The organism is Pseudoalteromonas sp. c7(2019) (assembly GCF_011378625.1).
Taxonomy (GTDB): domain Bacteria; phylum Pseudomonadota; class Gammaproteobacteria; order Enterobacterales; family Alteromonadaceae; genus Pseudoalteromonas; species Pseudoalteromonas arctica.
Map to the genome: position 1 here is coordinate 32374 of NZ_WTKS01000002.1, position 19603 is coordinate 51976.

General features: G+C 40.6%; 18 protein-coding genes. 13 read left to right on the top strand and 5 right to left on the bottom strand.

Annotation, left to right across the window (positions count from 1 at the left end):
* Positions 1–4 precede the first annotated feature (4 nt).
* The 10 genes from nqrE (at position 5) to cyoE (ending at position 10075) form a co-directional block, all read left to right on the top strand.
* Complete coding sequence (gene nqrE, locus GQR38_RS02020) at positions 5–613, top strand: NADH:ubiquinone reductase (Na(+)-transporting) subunit E (protein ID WP_007584892.1); 609 nt, start codon at positions 5–7, stop codon at positions 611–613.
* A gap of 19 nt (positions 614–632) precedes the next feature.
* The gene (gene nqrF / locus GQR38_RS02025; protein WP_007584893.1) at positions 633–1862 is read left to right on the top strand and encodes an NADH:ubiquinone reductase (Na(+)-transporting) subunit F; all 1230 of its coding nucleotides are present in this window, start codon (positions 633–635) and stop codon (positions 1860–1862) included.
* A gap of 99 nt (positions 1863–1961) precedes the next feature.
* Positions 1962–2993, top strand: coding sequence for an FAD:protein FMN transferase (locus tag GQR38_RS02030; protein ID WP_024608763.1), 1032 nt, complete (start codon positions 1962–1964; stop codon positions 2991–2993).
* Between the two features lie 101 nt (positions 2994–3094).
* Positions 3095–3307 carry a (Na+)-NQR maturation NqrM gene (gene nqrM, locus GQR38_RS02035; protein WP_007376137.1) on the top strand — a complete coding sequence of 71 codons (213 nt, stop codon included), beginning with the start codon at positions 3095–3097 and terminating at the stop codon, positions 3305–3307.
* A gap of 1204 nt (positions 3308–4511) precedes the next feature.
* On the top strand, positions 4512–4931 hold the full coding sequence (locus GQR38_RS02040) for a hypothetical protein (RefSeq protein ID WP_007581161.1): 420 nt from the start codon (positions 4512–4514) through the stop codon (positions 4929–4931).
* 320 nt (positions 4932–5251) lie between these two features.
* Positions 5252–6211 carry a ubiquinol oxidase subunit II gene (gene cyoA / locus GQR38_RS02045; protein WP_165721279.1) on the top strand — a complete coding sequence of 320 codons (960 nt, stop codon included), beginning with the start codon at positions 5252–5254 and terminating at the stop codon, positions 6209–6211.
* A 2-nt stretch (positions 6212–6213) separates the two neighbouring features.
* Entirely contained in the window at positions 6214–8202 is a 1989-nt protein-coding gene (cyoB, locus tag GQR38_RS02050) for a cytochrome o ubiquinol oxidase subunit I (RefSeq protein ID WP_007581166.1), read from the top strand.
* On the top strand, positions 8199–8825 hold the full coding sequence (gene cyoC, locus GQR38_RS02055) for a cytochrome o ubiquinol oxidase subunit III (RefSeq protein WP_024589277.1): 627 nt from the start codon (positions 8199–8201) through the stop codon (positions 8823–8825). The genes cyoB and cyoC overlap by 4 nt, the downstream gene beginning before the upstream one ends.
* The gene (cyoD, locus tag GQR38_RS02060) at positions 8825–9181 is read left to right on the top strand and encodes a cytochrome o ubiquinol oxidase subunit IV (RefSeq protein ID WP_024589276.1); all 357 of its coding nucleotides are present in this window, start codon (positions 8825–8827) and stop codon (positions 9179–9181) included. Before cyoC ends, cyoD begins: the two co-directional genes overlap by 1 nt.
* A gap of 9 nt (positions 9182–9190) precedes the next feature.
* Complete coding sequence (gene cyoE, locus GQR38_RS02065) at positions 9191–10075, top strand: heme o synthase (protein WP_007581172.1); 885 nt, start codon at positions 9191–9193, stop codon at positions 10073–10075.
* Between the two features lie 100 nt (positions 10076–10175).
* Here cyoE and GQR38_RS02070 read toward each other — a convergent pair whose 3' ends face one another.
* From GQR38_RS02070 to ettA, 5 genes are all read right to left on the bottom strand, one after another.
* Positions 10176–10841, bottom strand: a complete 666-nt coding sequence (locus GQR38_RS02070; protein WP_165721280.1) for a hypothetical protein — start codon at positions 10839–10841, stop codon at positions 10176–10178.
* Positions 10842–10923: 82 nt separating this feature from the next.
* On the bottom strand, positions 10924–11421 hold the full coding sequence (locus GQR38_RS02075; RefSeq protein WP_165721281.1) for a TlpA disulfide reductase family protein: 498 nt from the start codon (positions 11419–11421) through the stop codon (positions 10924–10926).
* A gap of 62 nt (positions 11422–11483) precedes the next feature.
* Complete coding sequence (locus GQR38_RS02080; RefSeq protein WP_165721282.1) at positions 11484–12392, bottom strand: histone deacetylase; 909 nt, start codon at positions 12390–12392, stop codon at positions 11484–11486.
* A gap of 53 nt (positions 12393–12445) precedes the next feature.
* Complete coding sequence (locus tag GQR38_RS02085; RefSeq protein WP_007581201.1) at positions 12446–12814, bottom strand: PilZ domain-containing protein; 369 nt, start codon at positions 12812–12814, stop codon at positions 12446–12448.
* A gap of 156 nt (positions 12815–12970) precedes the next feature.
* On the bottom strand, positions 12971–14644 hold the full coding sequence (gene ettA / locus GQR38_RS02090) for an energy-dependent translational throttle protein EttA (RefSeq protein WP_007581203.1): 1674 nt from the start codon (positions 14642–14644) through the stop codon (positions 12971–12973).
* Between the two features lie 222 nt (positions 14645–14866).
* Here ettA and metA point away from each other — a divergent pair, with 222 nt between their 5' ends.
* Genes metA through metH form a run of 3 tightly spaced genes read left to right on the top strand, consistent with a single transcriptional unit; the run spans position 14867 to position 19517 of the window.
* Positions 14867–15814, top strand: a complete 948-nt coding sequence (gene metA, locus GQR38_RS02095; RefSeq protein ID WP_165721283.1) for a homoserine O-succinyltransferase — start codon at positions 14867–14869, stop codon at positions 15812–15814.
* Positions 15804–16877, top strand: coding sequence for a homocysteine S-methyltransferase family protein (locus GQR38_RS02100; RefSeq protein WP_165721284.1), 1074 nt, complete (start codon positions 15804–15806; stop codon positions 16875–16877). The genes metA and GQR38_RS02100 overlap by 11 nt, the downstream gene beginning before the upstream one ends.
* A gap of 9 nt (positions 16878–16886) precedes the next feature.
* Positions 16887–19517, top strand: coding sequence for a methionine synthase (gene metH / locus GQR38_RS02105; RefSeq protein ID WP_165721285.1), 2631 nt, complete (start codon positions 16887–16889; stop codon positions 19515–19517).
* Positions 19518–19603 lie beyond the last annotated feature (86 nt).

A 19603-nucleotide genomic window follows, 5' to 3' on the forward strand; every position in this document is an offset into this window, starting at 1 on the left:
AATAGTGGAACATTATATTAGTTTATTTGTAAAAGCCGTTTTTATTGAGAACTTAGCGTTGTCATTCTTCTTAGGCATGTGTACTTTTTTAGCAGTATCTAAAAAAGTAACTACATCAATTGGCCTAGGTATAGCGGTTATAGTTGTATTGGGTATTTCTGTACCTGTTAACAACTTGGTTTACCATGCGGTACTTGCACCAGGTTCACTTACTTGGTTAGGTTATCCAGATGCGGATCTTAGCTTTTTACGTTTCTTAACTTTCATTGGTGTTATTGCAGCACTTGTGCAAATTCTTGAAATGGCATTAGATAAGTTTTTCCCTGCACTATACAACGCATTAGGTATCTTCTTGCCACTTATCACAGTTAACTGTGCAATATTTGGTGCGGTATCTTTCATGGTTGAGCGTAACTATGACTTCGGCGAGTCTGTTGTCTATGGTATTGGCGCTGGTGTTGGTTGGGCGCTTGCAATTACATTACTTGCAGGTATCCGTGAGAAACTGAAATATTCAGACGTACCAGATGGCTTACGTGGTTTAGGTATTACCTTCATCACTGTTGGTTTAATGGGACTTGGCTTTATGTCATTCTCTGGTATTTCACTGTAAAGGGTAGCGAGGATAAATCATGGATTATCAGATTTTCTTAGGCGTTGGTGTTTTTATCGCTATCGTTGTACTACTAGTTTTAGTGATTATTGGTGCTAAATCTCAGTTAGTTGCAAGCGGTGACATCATCATCGGTATTAATGGCGATAAAGATAAAGCCATTACTACCTCAGCAGGTAATAAGCTTTTAAGTGCATTATCTGAATCAGGTATTTTCGTATCTTCTGCATGTGGTGGCGGTGGCTCTTGTGGTCAGTGTCGTGTACACATTAAAGAAGGTGGCGGCGATATTCTGCCAACTGAACTTGATCACATTTCTAAAGGTGAAGCCCGTGAAGGCTGTCGTTTAGCGTGTCAGGTAAATGTTAAAAACGACATGGAGATTGAGCTTGAAGAGTCAATTTTCGGTGTTAAAAAATGGGATTGTGAAGTTATCTCTAACGATAACAAAGCAACGTTCATTAAAGAACTTAAACTGCAAATCCCTGGTGATGAGTCAGTGCCTTTCCGTGCGGGTGGTTACATCCAAATCGAAGCGCCACCTCATCATGTTAAATATGCAGATTTCGATGTTCCTGAAGAATATCGTGGCGACTGGAACCATTTTGGTTTCTTCGACCTGGAGTCAAAAGTAGACGAAGAAACAATTCGTGCATACTCAATGGCTAACTACCCAGAAGAAGAAGGCATCATTATGCTTAACGTGCGTATTGCTGCTCCGCCTCCAAGAAACCTAAGCTTGCCATGTGGTAAAATGTCTTCGTACATTTGGTCACTTACAAAAGGCGACAAGGTAACTATTTCAGGTCCATTTGGTGAGTTCTTTGCTAAAGACACAGATGCAGAAATGATCTTTGTTGGTGGTGGTGCTGGTATGGCGCCAATGCGTTCACATATCTTTGACCAACTTAAACGTTTGAACTCTAAACGTAAGATGAGCTTTTGGTATGGTGCACGTTCTGAACGTGAAATGTTCTACGTAGAAGATTTTGACGGCCTAGCCGCTGAAAATCCTAATTTCGTATGGCATACAGCACTTTCAGATCCACAACCTGAAGATAACTGGGAAGGCTATACTGGCTTTATCCATAACGTGTTATTTGAGAACTATCTTAAAGATCACGAAGCGCCGGAAGATTGTGAGTACTACATGTGTGGTCCTCCAATGATGAACGCGGCAGTTATTACTATGCTTAAAGATTTAGGTGTTGAAGACGAAAATATCTTACTAGATGACTTCGGTGGCTAACACTAATACCAAAACAGTTTAGTTTTGGTTAAAATACCAGCCTCGTAGCACTTGTGTTACGAGGCTTTTTTTTTTATCAATCTATTAAGTAGAGCTGTTATGAATCGAGTAAGTACTTCACAAGGCATAATGGCCTTTTTACTAATCACACTGACCTTATTACTGTCTGGGTGTGGTGAAAAACCAGAGTCGAGGGAAACCTTTTTAGAAGGTAAGACTATGGGCACCACTTATCATATTAAATATTACGATGAGCAGGGCCAGCTATCAGCTTCACAATTACAGCTGCAAATAGACGCTGTTTTAAAAGATGTGAATCAGTCTATGTCTACTTACATAGAAGACTCTGAAATAAATACATTTAACAGATTACCAGCAAATCAAGTTATGCCAATTAGCGAAGATTTTAGGGCTGTTATCAGCGAGTCTATTCGCTTAGGCGAATCAACTAAAACACTCGATGTCACTATGGGGCCTTTAATTGATTTATGGGGCTTTGGTCCTGATAAAAAACCAACCAATCGCCCAAGTGATGAAGAGCTTGCAACTATGGTCGAAAAAATAGGTATTGATAAACTTATTTTAGATGAGCAAGGACTGTCTAAAACAGTTAATGGGTTAGAGCTTTCGTTTTCGGCAACGGCTAAAGGCTATGGTATTGATAAAGTAGCGCAGTTATTAGAAAGCCACAGTATTACCAATTACATGGTTGAGATTGGTGGAGAGCTGCGTATAGCAGGTGAAAAGCCAAATAATCAGGATTGGAAAATTGCGATTGAGCAACCAGATGCGCAACCTGGAGAGCGAAAGGTACACCGTGTTTTATCGCCAGGTACAAACGGTATTGCTACGTCAGGTGATTACCGTATTTTTTATAAAATGGATGGCGAGATCTATACTCATTTAATTGATCCCGTGACCGGCATGCCTATTAAGCACGACTTAGTGTCGGTAACTGTGCTTCATCCAAGCGCTATGACGGCAGATGGTTTAGCGACTGCACTTACTGTGATGGGTATGGAAAAAGCGCAGGCATACGCTCAGCAGCACGATTTACCGGTATACTTAATAGGTAAATCAAATGAGGGTTTAGTTACTTATTCAAGCCCTGCATTTAAACCTTATTTGTAGTATGGTGCTGGCTTGTTTATTTTCGCGTTATTTGGGTATATAATAGCAGTCGCTCAAAAATGTTTGAGTTTAATTAATTGCTGATCAATAGGGGCTAAGCAATGTCACTTTTTCTTCTTACTTTTGGCTTACTAATTTTGATAGTTTCGGCTATGGCCGTTGGTATGATCGTGCAAAAAAAATCTATGGCAAGCAGCTGTGGTGGTTTAGGTTCGGTTGGTATTGATAAAGCCTGTGATTGCGATGATCCATGTGATAAACGCAAAAACCGTTTAGCTAAAGAGCAAGCCTGGAAAGAAAACCAAATTATTTAAGTCCGCCTTAAATATTAAAAAGCGCTTTATAGCGCTTTTTTTGTGTCTGTAAAACTGCTTAACTCGATAGCTTCTAAAGTAATCCAATCTTAATGTATTAGACAAACGTCTATAGTTTAGTTTTTTTCACCTATTAGGTTTATTTTTCTCGTTTGTCAAATTGGAGCTAACACTCTAAAGTTTAACCATAGACACAGAGCAAGGCTCTCGTCATAAGCTTGAGGCAAGTTAGCCTCGCTTAAAAGAATCTTTATATTGTGTGTGAAGATGTTGTCAGTGTGAAAGGCAACTCAAGTTCGGTGGATTCACTTCCATAAAGAACGAGTTTGAGTTGTTTTTATTTCCTTGCAATTGCCACGTAGTGTAAACCAAGAATCTTTATATTGTGTGTGAAGATGTTGTCAGTGTGAAAGGCAACTCAAGTTCGGTGGATTTACTTCCATAAAGAACGAGTTTGAGTTGTTTTTATTTCCTTTCAATACCACGCAGTGTAAACCAAGAATCTTTATATTGTGTGTGAAGATGTTGTCAGTGTGAAAGGCGGCTCAATTTCGGTGGTGACTGAATTTGAGCTGTTTTTATTTCCTTTCAATACCACATAATGTAGACCAAGAATCTTTATATTGTGTGTGAAGATGTTGTCAGTGTGAAAGGCAACTCAAATCCGGTGGATTCACTTCCATAAAGAACGAGTTTGAGTTGTTTTTATTCCCTACAATTGCCACGCAGTGTAAACCAAAAATCTTTATATTGTGTGTGAAGATGTTGTCAGTGTGAAAGGCGGCTCAAGTTCGGTGGTGACTGAATTTGGGCTGTTTTTATTTGTGCCACACAATTATTACCCCCTCCTAAAAAGCTATAATTCTATTAAATATTTCTATTTAAATCGTTTTTTATTTGTTCTAATCGATTGTTTATTATCATGTTATTTTTTATTAACAAAATAGCTTCGAAAGCTTAACTCAAATTAATTGATTTTTAGTTGAACAGAAAATTCTCTTTGTTATACTCACGTTCGAACTTTCAGTAAGTTTTGAAAGTTTGATTGATACGGATCAATTTTCACAAGGTAAATTTGTGCTAACCGGATTTGATCGTATTTAGCACCTGGTTTTAGGGCTTACAGCAGCGATGTTTTTTGATTTCTCCATTGCAAACTGTATTCCTCTAATTTTGTTATAGTCATTTTAGTAGGTTAATGTTTTTGAACACACTTTCTTTGCATCATACAAATACGGATCTTGCCTCTGGCGAGCCGCAGACGTGTGAGCGCTTGAATAAAGCAGGCAAGGGCGTGTGTGTAGCTATAACTTTATTAGTGTTTAATACTGTAATGTTGCTAAGTGGTGCACTAGAGGATGCCTTCAAGCTTGAAGCGCTATTAAGTGATGGGTTTATTGTAGAGCCGCTGTTACTTACTATTGTGCAATTTTTAGCTCATCCGATCATATCAAGTCAGTTACTTATTGGCCTTTGCTGGCTATTGTTCCATATTTTTCCAGCGCGTCGTGCTGGAATTATCCTCCGTAAAGCAGCCTTTGCTTTTAGCGAGGCTAAAGTTCTTCAGCCAGTGCAAGTTGCACACGGTTGTCGTGCTCCACCTAGCTTTACAGGTTGTCTGTAAGGCTGCATTTTGTTGCTGGTTTTAATTATTTGTTCTTGCTGTAAATAATTAAGGTTAGCTAAAACAAAGTAGCTCAGTGTTTTTTAAACACATTTCAGCCAACCACCACTCACCCAAGTTAACTTTTATTACGTTATATAAATGCGTTTAGAAAGCTGGGTTTGTTGCTAGGTCATTATTGGCATGAGCTTTAGGTTTTGAATAGCCCCCTTATTTTTTATAATTTAATTCCAGTTAACTTGGGTTTTTACCGAAAAATCGTTGCTTTGTTTTTTATTTAAAGCAGCAAATTAGAACTTTTAGGTTTGTAGGATACTCCCTTGTTAATTCGTAACCTTTGTAATATTGCTTTAGCTAGTACAGTGCTGGCGTTGTCAGGCTGTAAAGGCGGGATACTCGATCCAAAAGGGCAGATAGGCATAGATGAGAAAAATTTAATCATCATCGCAACCGTGCTTATGTTGCTTGTAGTCGTTCCCGTTATTGTGATGACTTTGTATTTCGCATGGAAATATAGAGACACGCAAACTCATGAAATTTACGCTCCAAAATGGGCTCATTCAAATAAAATTGAAGCCGCAGTTTGGGCTGTCCCTATTGTTATTGTGATTATTTTAGGTGTTATTACCTGGGTGTCTACCCAAGAGCTAGACCCTTACAAACCAATTGAAGGTAAAGGTAAGCATCTTACTGTTGAAGTGGTTTCATTAAATTGGAAGTGGCTATTTATTTATCCTGAGCAAGGTATTGCTACGGTTAATGAATTAGTGTTTCCGGCTAATGTACCTGTTGAATATAAAATCACTTCAGAGAGCACAATGAACTCGTTTTTCATTCCGCAATTGGGTAGTCAAATATACTCAATGGCCGGTATGGAAACCAAGCTTCACTTAATTGCTAATGAGCCAGGTACATTTAAAGGCTTTTCGGCAAATTACAGTGGTGCAGGCTTTACTGGTATGAAGTTTAATGCCATTGCTACACCTACTCAAGCTGGTTTTGATAAGTGGGTGAATGATGTAAAAGCGAATTCAAGCGCTAATAATCTTACTCATGCAAATTATGTTGAGCTTGCAAAAGCAAGCGAAAATAACCCAGTTGCTTATTACGGTAAAGTTGATGACGGCTTATTTCATACCATCGTTATGAAATACATGCAGGCACATGGCGATATGAACAAAAAGCAACATGCAATGGGCGAACATGGGCAAATGAGTAAGAAGCATCAAGTAATGGATGAACACTCAATGCCATCATCTCACAGCCAGGGCGAGGAATAATAATGTCGTTATTAGGTAAACTAACAATAGACGCAATTCCGTTTCATGAGCCAATTCTTGTGTTCACGATGTCGGTTATTGCTATAGCTGGGCTTATTATTGCCGGGCTTATTACAAAGTATAAAAAATGGGGCGTGCTTTGGCGCGACTGGATCACGTCTGTTGATCATAAACGCTTAGGCGTAATGTATATTCTTTTAGCACTAATAATGCTGTTCCGCGGTTTTTCTGATGCCATTATGATGCGTGCTCAGTTAGCGCTTGCTACCAGTGGTGCGCCCGGTTATTTACCACCTGAACACTACGACCAAATATTTACTGCCCACGGCGTAATTATGATCATATTTATGGCTATGCCATTTATGATTGGTTTAATGAACATTGTTTTACCACTGCAAATTGGTGCTCGCGATGTTGCATTCCCATTTTTAAATAACTTAAGCTTTTGGTTTACAGCCAGCGGTGCCATTTTAATTAATATGTCGCTAGTGTTTGGTGAGTTTGCTAAAACAGGTTGGGTGGCCTATCCACCGCTTTCGGAGTTGACCTTTAGCCCTGGGGTGGGGGTAGATTATTATATTTGGGCCTTGCAAATATCCGGGCTCGGTACACTTCTAACAGCAGTAAACTTTTTAGCAACCGTGTTTAAAATGCGTGCACCAGGTATGACCCTAATGAAAATGCCAATTTTCACATGGACATGTACGTGGGCAAACATTTTAATTGCAGCATCATTCCCAATTTTAACTGCTGTACTTGCAATGCTAACGCTTGACCGTTATCTCGATTTCCACTTCTTTACCAATGAATTGGGCGGTAACGCCATGATGTACATCAACCTGTTTTGGGCATGGGGTCATCCTGAGGTATACATATTAGTATTACCAGCGTTTGGTATTTTCTCTGAAATTATTTCTACCTTTGCCGGTAAACGTTTATTTGGTTACAAATCGATGGTTTACGCCAGCGGTGCAATCTCAATTTTAGGCTTTATTGTTTGGTTACATCACTTCTTTACGATGGGGTCGAGTGCTAACGTTAACGCGTTCTTTGGGGTAATGACCATGGTTATTGCTGTACCAACTGGGGTTAAGTTGTTTAACTGGTTATTTACCATTTACCGAGGTCGCTTACGTATTAGCGTACCGGTACTTTGGACACTTGGCTTTATGGTTACCTTTACCGTAGGCGGTATGACCGGTGTATTACTTGCTATTCCTGGTGCCGATTACGTACTGCATAACAGCTTATTCTTAATTGCACATTTTCATAACACCATTATTGGTGGTGCTGTATTTGGCTACCTAGCTGGTTTTGTATTTTGGTTCCCTAAAGCAATGGGCTTTAAACTTAACGAAAAATGGGGCAAAGCATCATTCTGGTGTTGGATTATCGGTTTCTTCGTTGCATTTATGCCGTTGTACGTACTTGGTTTCTTAGGTATGACACGTCGTTTAAACCACACTAACAACCCAGATTGGAACATTTGGTTATACATTGCCGCAGGCGGTGCTGTAATTATTATGTTTGGTATTGTTAGCCAAGTAATTCAATTATATGTGAGCTTTAGAGACCGTGAAGCGCTTGACGATACAACAGGCGATCCATGGAACGGCCATACACTTGAGTGGGCTACAAGTTCACCTCCGCAAATTTATAACTTTGCAACAATTCCACACATCGATGATATTGATGCATGGACCGACATGAAAGAAAAAGGCCAAGCATACCAAGATAAAGCAAACTATAGCCCTATTCATATGCCTAAAAACACATCAGCTGGCGTGTTAATGGCAGCAAGCTTAACAGTATTCTGTTTTGCAATGATTTGGCATATTTGGTGGTTAGCTGTTGTTGGGCTAGTCGGCGCAATTGCCATCTTTATCAAACGTTGTTACACCAGCGATGTTGATTACTATATTCAACCTGATGAAATTGCACGCACTGAAGCTGCGTATAATTCAAGTGGCATTAAGGAGCTAAAAGCGTGAGTACACTTTCTGCAAATTTAGAATCAGTATCGCACGATGATCACGCCCACGTGCATGATCATCACGATACATCGGGTGACACCATATTCGGTTTTTGGTTATACCTAATGACCGATTGCCTATTGTTTGCCTCGTTTTTTGCCACTTACGCTGTGTTATTTATGAACACAGCCGGTGGTGTATCGGGTAAAGATATTTTTGAACTCGACTTTGTAGCAGTAGAAACTGCTGCACTACTTATTAGTAGTATTACCTTTGGCTTTGCCATGATTGCCGCTCAAGGGCAAAAAAAGGCACTAACACTTACTTGGTTATTTGTTACGTTTTGTTTAGGTGCTGTGTTTATTGGTATGGAAGTATACGAATTTCATCACCTAATTGTGCACGGTAATGGCCCACAACAAAGTGCCTTTTTAACATCGTTTTTCTCATTAGTTGGCTTACATGGATTACATGTAACGGCTGGACTAATTTGGATGACCATAATGATGATTGAAGTTGCTAAACGTGGTCTAGGCAAAGCAACCGTAACGCGTTTAAGCTGCTTAAGCCTATTTTGGCACTTCTTAGACATTGTTTGGATTTGTGTATTTACCGTTGTTTATTTGATGGGAGCAATGTAATGAGCCACAGCGAAACGCATGCGTTAAAACAAGCGCAAAGTGATCATCATGATGAATCTCATGGAAGTGTTAAAACTTACTTAATTGGCTTTGTGCTATCGGTAATTTTAACTGCTATACCGTTTTATATGGTTATGGAAGGTGACTTCTCAAAAGCAACAACGCTTTGGAGCATTGTTACTTTTGCAATCGTACAAATTTGGGTGCATTTAAAGTACTTTTTACACCTTAATTTTACCACCGAAAATGGCCGAGCAAGTACTTTCTCATTCCTATTCAGTGCTCTGATCATCGTAATGGTTGTTGGGTTATCTGTTTGGATCATTTATGAATCTAACGCAATGATGATGTACTAGGAGTTGAAGATGTTTCGTCGTTATTTATCAGTGACAAAGCCGGGTATTATTATGGGCAATTTGATTAGCGTAGCGGGTGGGTTTTTACTTGCCTCGCGCGGTGATATAGACCCATGGTTAATGATTGCCACATTAATTGGTTTGTCGCTAGTGGTTGCATCGGGCTGTGCTATCAACAATGTTATAGATAGAGACATAGATGTAGCCATGGCACGTACTCGTACGCGGGTAACAGTAACAGGCGAAATGTCGGCCTTTGCTGCACTTAGCCACGGTGTTTTATTGGGCGTTATTGGCTTTGGTTTACTTATCGCCTATACCACTCAAGCCGCGGTATTTTTTGCAGCCTTTGGCTACGTAATTTATGTAGGGGTTTATAGCCTCTACATGAAACGCAACTCAGTATATGGCACTTTTGTAGGCAGCCTTTCTGGCGCTGTACCGCCAGTAGTAGGGTACTGCGCCGTAACAGGGCAGTTCGATATGGGCGCATTAATACTGCTAGTTATGTTTAGCTTGTGGCAAATGCCGCACTCTTACGCCATCGCTATTTTTCGCTTTAAAGATTACCAAGCTGCAGGTATTCCTGTATTACCCGTGGCGCAAGGTATTGATAAAGCAAAGCGCCATATCGTACTTTACATCGCTGTATACGCATTAGTTGTGATGTTACTGCCAATTACTGGCTACACAGGTGCTGCTTTTATGGCTGTTGCTTGTATTACCAGCTTTTGGTGGTTGCTAATGGCGCTACGTGGTTATCGTCGTAATATTGATATGAGCAGTTGGGCACGTAAAGTGTTCGCATTTTCAATTATTAATATTACAGCGTTAAGCATTGCTATGGCTGTTGATTATCATAGTGTTGCTCCACAGCTATTAACGCTTACCTAATTTAAAATTTTTAACTATTCCAAAGTTAATCCAAAGGCTCGAAAGAGCCTTTTTTTATGCCTAAATATTAAAATAATTGAACATTCGTATACTCGCTCTTTTACTTTTTAAAATCATCAGCATTGTAATAAAGTGGTTTAAGCGTGCCGCAATTAATAAACTTATAGGTAAGCTCATTTTCAGCTGGGACACGTTTTGAGGTACGAAGCTTTTGCATACACGCATTAACTAAATCGACAAAAATAAGATGGTTATAGCTCGGCGCTTTTTGAATTTTATGAATATAAATACGCTCAGTGCCGCTTAGTGTAATCATGTCGTAGTCTTGCCATTGCGATGATTCACTTAAATCTTTTAGTTCTCTGGCATACAGCTGCTTACTCAAGACCAACTCTTTTTTTGAATAAATTAAACTACCACCTTGTTGATAATCACCCTCGTAAATATCGGCAATAATCGTAATTTCTTCACCACGCATTAAATGCTGAATATTAAACGCTTGTGGCTTTACGGTGATTAACTCGGCATTTCTAACAAAGCCTAAAAATGGAACATCGGGGTTTCCTATTTTATAAACAACTTGCACATCATTGGGTAAATTATAGGTGGGTAAATTCATTGCAATAATAGACGAGCCTTGATTAACCAAAGCTATAGGGTGCTCAGCATTGTAAGCGGGGTCTACCGGTGGAAGTTCTGCTTTTTCTTCTTCAGCTGCGGCAAAGCCACTTAAAGTGATTAGTAATAAAGTAAGTAGTAAGCGCATTATAATCTCAATTAATTTATGAGCTTAAATTGTAGTATAAAGTTTATATTACTTATATTTTTAAACTAAATTTAGACCTATATTATTGTTCAGATATGGAGTGCAACAATGTTCGTGCCTTTAAATGTAGATTTGCGTCCTCTGGGTTTGACGTATTAGTCAGCCAAATTACATTGCCTTCTTTATTTACAAACAATGTAGTAGGTGTGCCTCGTATACCTAATTGCTGTGCTATTGCATCGGCTTTTACGGCTGTTTTAAAAGTATAACCTCTATCGCTAAGCGCTTTAGCGGGAGTAGCATCGTCATCTTCTTTAAAGCTCACGGCAATAACTTTTAAGCCCATATCATCAATTTTTTGAAGTGCTGGCTGCAGCTTTTTACAGTACGGACACCACGTTGCCCAAAAGTGTAAAACGTAAGGTTGACCTAATAAATCTTGAGTATTGAGTGGCGACCCATCAGCCATTTGTAAATTTAATGTAGGTAACTTAGGGTATGTTTCTTGCGTACTTTCTTCTTGCGAATAGCTTGTAAAGCTTATAAAAATTAGTGCGATGGCAATAAATAGTTGTTTCATAATATGTTCGTTCTTATTTTACATATTAAATAAGAACGAGAATTTAACATTTTTATTTCAAACTAAAAGCGAGCGGCTTGCTCAACAACAATAGCATGGCGTTTAGCGAGGCGAAGATGGTCTTTATCGTAGCCACCACCTATTACTGTAGCAACGGGTGTGTTGTGTTCAAGGCAGCGTTTTAGCACTAAATGGTCGCGCTTAACTATGCCATCCCAGCTGATATCTAATTTACCCAAGCCATCGCCTTGCCAAATATCAACGCCAGCATCGTAAAGTACCAAGCTTGGGTTTAGCTCTTTAAGTAAATAACTCAAGGTGTCGTCAACTAAGGCAAGGTATTCGTCGTCTTTCATATTATCGACTAAGCCAATATCTAAATCGCTAGCGGATTTTCTAAAAGGGAAGTTTTTTTCACAATGGATAGAACAAGTATAAGCGTATGCTTGATGCTCTAACATTGCGGCTGTGCCATCACCTTGGTGCACGTCTAAATCAAAAATAAGTACGTTAGTTACTTCACCCGATTCAATTAAAGTTTGCGTGGTAAAGGCTAAATCATTAACCATGCAGTAGCCTGAGCCAAAATCGGTATGCGCATGGTGTGTACCACCGGCTAAGTGGCACGCTATACCATGTTTAAGTGCTAAACGAGCTGTTTGCAAAGTACCTTGAGGAGCTGTAAAGGTACGTGCCATAAGCTCTTTTGACCAAGGTAGGCCAATGCGACGCATTGCTTTTTCATCTAAGCGGTTATTCCACAAATCATGTATGTAATTTTCGCAGTGTATTAGCTCAAGTGGCTCTGGCGTGCCTAATATTGGCTCAACCAGGTTATCGCCAATCAAACCAAGCTTTGCTACATGCTGATATAAATGTGCAAACTTACTCATTGCAAAACGATGCTTTGGATCGAAATTAAACGAGTAGTTAGGGTGATACACCAAAGGTAAATGTGGATTTAAAGTCATGTTTGCACAAGTTAAAAAGTTTGCACTATGGTAATCAACTAATCCAAATGAGTCTATTCTTGCGTGTCGTGAATCAACATAGCGAGTTCGCGATGTAATAGTTCGTCATCAGCTAAGTTTAGCTCTATTAAACGCTTTAAATAAGTAATGCTGTCTATATCAATATGGTGGCATTTTAAACCAATATGATCTGCTTCTATATGGCACACCACAACCTCCATTTTTATTTCTATTTCGCTTTGAGGCAGCGAAAAACGCAGAACAGCTTGGCTATTTTGGTTGCCAATAAAAGCATCACATTTAGTGATTAATGCGCCATGCAAAGATACATCAAGTAATTTACATGGGTATTGGTGATCATTAAAAATTACTTGTGCATCGGTTGAAAATAAAACACGAGAAAACTGACGACGATTTTGCATAACCTAATTTAGCCTTACTGTTTTTATAATAAATTAAGCATAGCGGGTAATTCTCTACATGCTAGCAGGATATGCTCCTGTAATGCTGGTGGCATAAAAAAGCCCCGCATAAATGCAGGGCTTAGTATTACTGTAATAAATTAGCTACAGTAAATATTAACCAATTTTTTTGTACTTAATACGTTTAGGTTCAGTTGCTGCTGCACCTAGTGTCTTTTTAAGCCACTCTTCGTATTCAGTATAGTTACCATCAAAGAAGTTAATTTGACCTTCGTCGCGGTAATCTAAAATGTGCGTAGCAATACGGTCAAGGAACCAACGGTCATGCGAGATACACATTACACAACCAGGGAACTCTAAAATAGCGTTCTCTAGTGCACGTAGTGTTTCAACGTCCAAGTCATTGGTTGGCTCATCGAGTAGTAACACATTGCCGCCAGCTTTTAATAACTTAGCAAGGTGTAAACGGTTACGCTCACCACCTGATAGGTCTTTAACAAACTTTTGCTGATCGTTACCTTTAAAGTTAAAGCGACTTACATACGCACGGCTTTGGAACTCAAAGTTACCAATTTTTAGTACGTCTTGGCCGTCTGATATTTCTTGGAAAACAGTTTTGCTTTCGTCCATACCGTCGCGGAACTGATCAACAGTAGCAAGGTGTACGCTTTCGCCAACGGTAATGCTACCGCTGTCTTGCTTTTGCTCACCACTGATCATTTTAAACAGCGTTGATTTACCCGCGCCATTAGCACCAATAATGCCCACAATGGCACCTTTTGGCATGCTAAAGCTTAAATCGTCAATTAAAACGCGATCGCCAAAACTCTTACGAAGGTTAGTTACTTCAAGCACTTGGTCGCCTAAACGTGGGCCAGGTGGAATAAACATCTCGTTAGTTTCGTTACGTTTTTGGTAATCAGACTGCTGCATTTCAGTAAACTGAGCCATACGTGCTTTTGACTTAGCTTGACGACCTTTAGGGTTTGAACGAACCCATTCAAGTTCTTGCGCAATTGATTTTTGACGTGCTTTTTCAGATTTTTGTTCTTGCTGTAAGCGCGCATCTTTTTGTTCAAGCCAAGAAGAGTAGTTACCTTCCCATGGAATACCTTCACCACGGTCAAGCTCCAATATCCAACCCGCTACATTATCAAGGAAGTAACGGTCATGCGTTACCGCCACAACAGTGCCTTCGTAATCGTGTAAGAAGCGCTCTAACCATGCAACCGACTCAGCATCCAAGTGGTTAGTTGGTTCATCGAGAATAAGCATGTCTGGTTTTTCAAGCAATAATCGACATATAGCAACACGACGACGCTCACCACCTGAAAGGTGCTCAATTTTAGCATCCCATTCTGGTAGGCGAAGTGCATCAGCAGCACGCTCTAAAACGTTATCAATGTTGTGACCATCGTGCGCCTGAATAACAGCTTCAAGCTCGCCTTGCTCTTTTGCAAGTGCGTCAAAGTCAGCGTCTTCCATGGCGTATTCGTTATACACTTCGTCAAGGCGTTTAAGTGCGTGTTTAACTTCGCCAACAGCTTCTTCAACAATTTCACGAACTGTTTTGCTTTCGTCTAAAACAGGCTCTTGCGGTAAATAACCAATTTTTGTACCAGGCTGAGGATGTGCATCACCTTCAAAATCTTGGTCAACACCGGCCATAATACGTAGTAACGTAGATTTACCAGAACCGTTTAAACCAAGCACACCAATTTTAGCGCCAGGAAAAAAGTGTAACGAAATATCTTTTAAGATAGTGCGCTTAGGTGGCACAACCTTAGACACTCGACTCATCGAGAATATAAATTTATCAGGTAAAACCATGGAGGAAAGCCTTCAAATAATAATAAAAATTTCAATATTGTATTGTAGTGGCTGACAGGTGAAACAGTCAACGAATGGCGGGTTTTAAAGCACTAAAGCATGCTTGTAAGTAAAGTATAAAATCATGAATAAATTTCATTTAGACATCTATACATCTAGAGGTTGATATTTTTTACTTTCAGTTCATAATTAAGCTTCGGTTTTTATGAGCAGGAGTAAAGTATGCCAATTACAGTAAAAGACGAGTTGCCGGCAATTGCACGTTTACGTCAAGAAAACGTATTTGTAATGCCAAAAACACGTGCAAAAACGCAAGAGATACGCCCAATGCGTTTGGCTATTTTAAACTTAATGCCTAATAAAGTAGAAACCGAAGTTCAGTTTATTCGTTTGCTTGCCAACTCGCCTTTGCAAGTAAACGTAGAACTACTGCGTCTCGACACTCACCGCAGTAGCAGTAATTCAGAAGAGCACCTTGATACCTTTTATCGTTATTTTTCTGAGGTTAAAGACAACAATTACGATGCGTTAATTGTAACCGGTGCGCCACTTGCGCATTTAGAATACGACGATGTAGCGTACTGGGATGAGCTAAAAGTCATTATTGATTGGGCTGAGCAACACGTTACCTCTACGTTATTTTCGTGTTGGGCAGCACATGCAGCGTTATATCACCGTTACAATTTAAAGCGCGATTTAAAAGACGACAAACTGTGTGGCGTATTTACCCACCAATGTTACTTTGATCACGGCGCACTGACTCGCGGATTCGACGACACCTTTTTAGTACCGCACTCACGCTACGGCCACATTGATATAAATAAAATAAACGCCTGTGGCGAGTTAGTAGTACTGGCAGGTTCTGAGCGAGTAGGGGCTTACTTACTTAAAAATAAATCAGGTAGCCAAGTGTTTATAACCGGCCACCCAGAGTACGACGCCGACTCGCTAAAAGCAGAATACGAGCGCGATTGTAAAAAGAGCCCTAATGCACCAAAACCCGAAAATTATTTTCCGGATGACGATGCAACCAAACAACCTTCAAAAACGTGGCAAAGCCATGCTTTTTTACTTTTTTCGAACTGGTTAAATTACTACGTGTACCAAACCACACCGTATGATATTAATTTAGTTAGCCAAGACGTGAGGACTAACAACTATGCCGAATAACGCTCCTACAAATAATAAGCAAGCCGAAATAAGCGCCGCATTAAAAGAACGCATTTTAATTTTAGATGGCGCTATGGGCACCATGATCCAAGATCATAAGCTAGAAGAAGAAGACTATCGCGGAGAGCGTTTTAAAGACTGGCATGTATTAATTAAAGGCAATAACGATTTATTAAGCCTAACCAAGCCCGATTTAATCACTGATATTCATCGTGGTTTTTTATCAGCGGGCGCCGATATTATCGAAACCAACACGTTTAACTCGACCAATATTTCGATGGAAGATTACGACATGGCAAGCTTAAGCCGTGAAATAAACCTAGAGTCGGCTAAATTAGCACGCGCAATTTGCGATGAATTTACGGCTAAAACGCCAGAAAAACCACGCTATGTAGCCGGTGTTTTAGGGCCGACATCTAAAACGTGTTCAATTTCGCCAGACGTAAATGATCCGGGTTACCGAAATGTCACCTTTGATAAGCTGGTTACTGCGTATATTGAATCAACACTTGCATTAATGGAAGGCGGCGCCGATTTAATATTAATCGAAACTATATTCGACACCCTTAACGCAAAAGCGGCCTCGTTTGGCGTAGAAGAAGCCTTTGAGCAAGCAGGGCGCACATTACCAGTTATGATCTCAGGTACTATTACCGACGCATCTGGTCGTACGCTTTCGGGGCAAACAACCGAAGCATTTTATAATTCTATTCGCCATATTAAGCCTATTTCTATTGGTCTAAACTGTGCGCTTGGTCCTGATTTACTGCGCCAGTATGTAGAAGAGTTATCGCGCGTGTGCGAAACCTTTACATCGGTACATCCTAATGCGGGCTTACCAAATGAGTTTGGTGAATACGACTTAGAAGCGGGCGATATGGCAACCGAAATTATCGATTGGGGTAAATCGGGCTTTATTAATATAGTAGGCGGATGCTGTGGCACCACGCCTGCGCATATTCGCGCTTTTGCAAAAGGTTTAGCGGGCGTTAAACCACGCCAACTACCAGAGCTTGAAGTACGCATGCGTTTATCAGGCCTTGAAGCCTGTAACTTAAATTAAGGAGCCAGCATGACCCAACAAATAGCAGTATTTACTAATGTCGGCGAACGTACCAATGTAACGGGTTCTGCCATGTTTAAACGTTTAATCATGGAAGAAGACTTTGAAGCCGCGCTAACAGTGGCCCGCGAACAAGTAGAAAATGGCGCACAGGTTATTGATATAAACATGGACGAAGCCATGTTGGACTCAAAAGCCGCCATGGTTAAGTTTTTAAACTTAATAGCCTCAGAGCCTGATATTTCTCGCGTACCAATTATGGTCGACTCCTCAAAATGGGAAGTAATAGAAGCAGGCTTAAAGTGTATTCAAGGCAAGGCAATTGTTAACTCAATATCGCTAAAAGAGGGTGAAGAGCCGTTTATTCGCCAAGCTAAAATAATAAAACGCTTTGGTGCAGCCGCTGTTGTAATGGCGTTTGATACCGACGGGCAAGCCGACACGGCAGACCGTAAGTTCGCAATATGTGCGCGCAGTTATAAAATATTGGTAGAAGACATTGGCTTTGCGCCAGAAGATATTATATTCGACCCTAATATATTTGCCGTAGCCACCGGTATTGAAGAGCACGACAACTACGCCGTAGAATTTATTGAAGGCACACGCCGCATTAAACAAAACTTACCGCACTGTAAAGTGTCGGGTGGTGTATCAAATGTATCGTTTTCGTTTAGGGGTAATAACCCTGTACGTGAAGCTATTCACTCGGTGTTTTTATATCATGCCATTCAAGCGGGTATGGACATGGGTATTGTAAATGCGGGGCAACTAGCCGTTTACGATGATATACCAGAAGAGTTACGTAAAGCCGTTACAGACGTAATACTTAACACCGACTCTGGCGCAGGCGAGCGTTTAGTAGAGCTTGCACCAAAATACTCGGGTATGGCGCAAGCCGAGCGAGTAGAAGATTTAGAGTGGCGCACATGGCCTGTTGCAAAACGCCTTGAGCACGCGCTTGTAAAAGGTATTACTACCTTTATAGATGAAGATACCGAAGAATGCCGCGCCGCAGCAGCTAAACCTATTCACGTAATTGAAGGGCCGTTAATGGACGGCATGAACGTAGTAGGTGACTTATTTGGCGCAGGTAAAATGTTTTTACCACAAGTTGTTAAATCGGCGCGTGTAATGAAGCGAGCCGTAGCCTACCTAGACCCATACATTGAGCTTGAAAAAGAAGAAGGCTCAACTAACGGTAAAATAGTAATGGCGACCGTAAAAGGTGACGTACACGACATAGGTAAAAATATTGTGGGTGTTGTACTGCAATGTAATAACTATGAAGTAATCGATTTAGGTGTAATGGTACCGGCTGATAAAATATTGCAAACCGCCATCGACGAAAAAGCCGATATTATTGGATTATCGGGCTTAATTACCCCATCGCTTGACGAAATGGTACATGTAGCAAAAGAAATGAAACGCCGTGGTTTTGAACTGCCGCTGTTAATTGGTGGAGCTACTACTTCTAAAGCGCACACCGCAGTAAAAATTGAGCCGCAATATGACAAAGGCGTAGTGTATGTAAGTAATGCCAGCCGTGCGGTAGGTGTAGTATCTAATTTATTATCAAAAGAGCATAAGCCTGGTTTTTTAGAAAAAACCCAAGCTGAATATGTAAAAGTACGCGAGCAACAAGCGCGTAAAAAACCTCGCTCTAAGCCTGTTACAATCCAGCGCGCACGCGATAACGCAGCGGTGCTTGATTGGGATAACTACACGCCACCGGTGCCTAAAAAGCTCGGCGTGATCGAGTTTAAAAACGTATCAATTGCCACTTTGCGTAAATACATAGATTGGACGCCATACTTTATGACGTGGTCAATCGCCGGTAAATACCCACGCATAATGACCGACGAAGTAGTAGGCGAGCAAGCGCAAAGCTTATTTAAAGACGCTAACGACATGTTAGACGACCTTGAAAAAGCAGGCAGTTTGCAACCACTTGGCGTAATAGGTTTATTCCCTGCTAACCGCGTTGGGGACGACATAGAAATATACACCGACGAAACACGCAAAGAGCTGTTAACTACCTCGTGCCATTTACGTCAGCAAACCGAAAAAACCGACTTTGCTAACTACTGCCTAGCCGACTACATAGCACCCAAAGGCACACCAGACTATTTTGGCGCGTTTGCAGTAACGGGCGGTTTAGAAGAAGACGACTTAGCAAATGCGTTTGACGCACAGCAAGACGATTACAACAAAATAATGATTAAAGCGGTTGCCGACAGACTCGCCGAAGCGTTTGCCGAATACCTACACGAAAAAGTACGTAAAGAGTATTGGGGTTTTGCACCAGACGAAAACCTAGCAAACGATGAGCTAATACGCGAAAACTACCAAGGTATTCGCCCAGCGCCAGGTTACCCAGCGTGCCCAGAGCACACCGAGAAAAAGAAAATTTGGCAGTTGCTCGATACCGAAAAACGCATTGGCATGCAGCTAACTAGCTCGTACGCCATGTGGCCAGGTGCTGCTGTTTCAGGTTGGTACTTCTCACACCCAGAAGCTAAGTACTACGCAGTAGCAGCGGTACAACGTGACCAAGTAGAAGATTACGCTAAACGAACTAATATGACGCTAGCAGAAGCTGAAAGATGGCTATCGCCTAATTTGGGGTATGATCCGGAGTAATAGAACAGCTGTCAGTTAAAATAAAAGCGAGCCTAATTAAGCTCGCTTTTGGCATAAAGTTATTTACCTAAACTTAAATTTGTTTT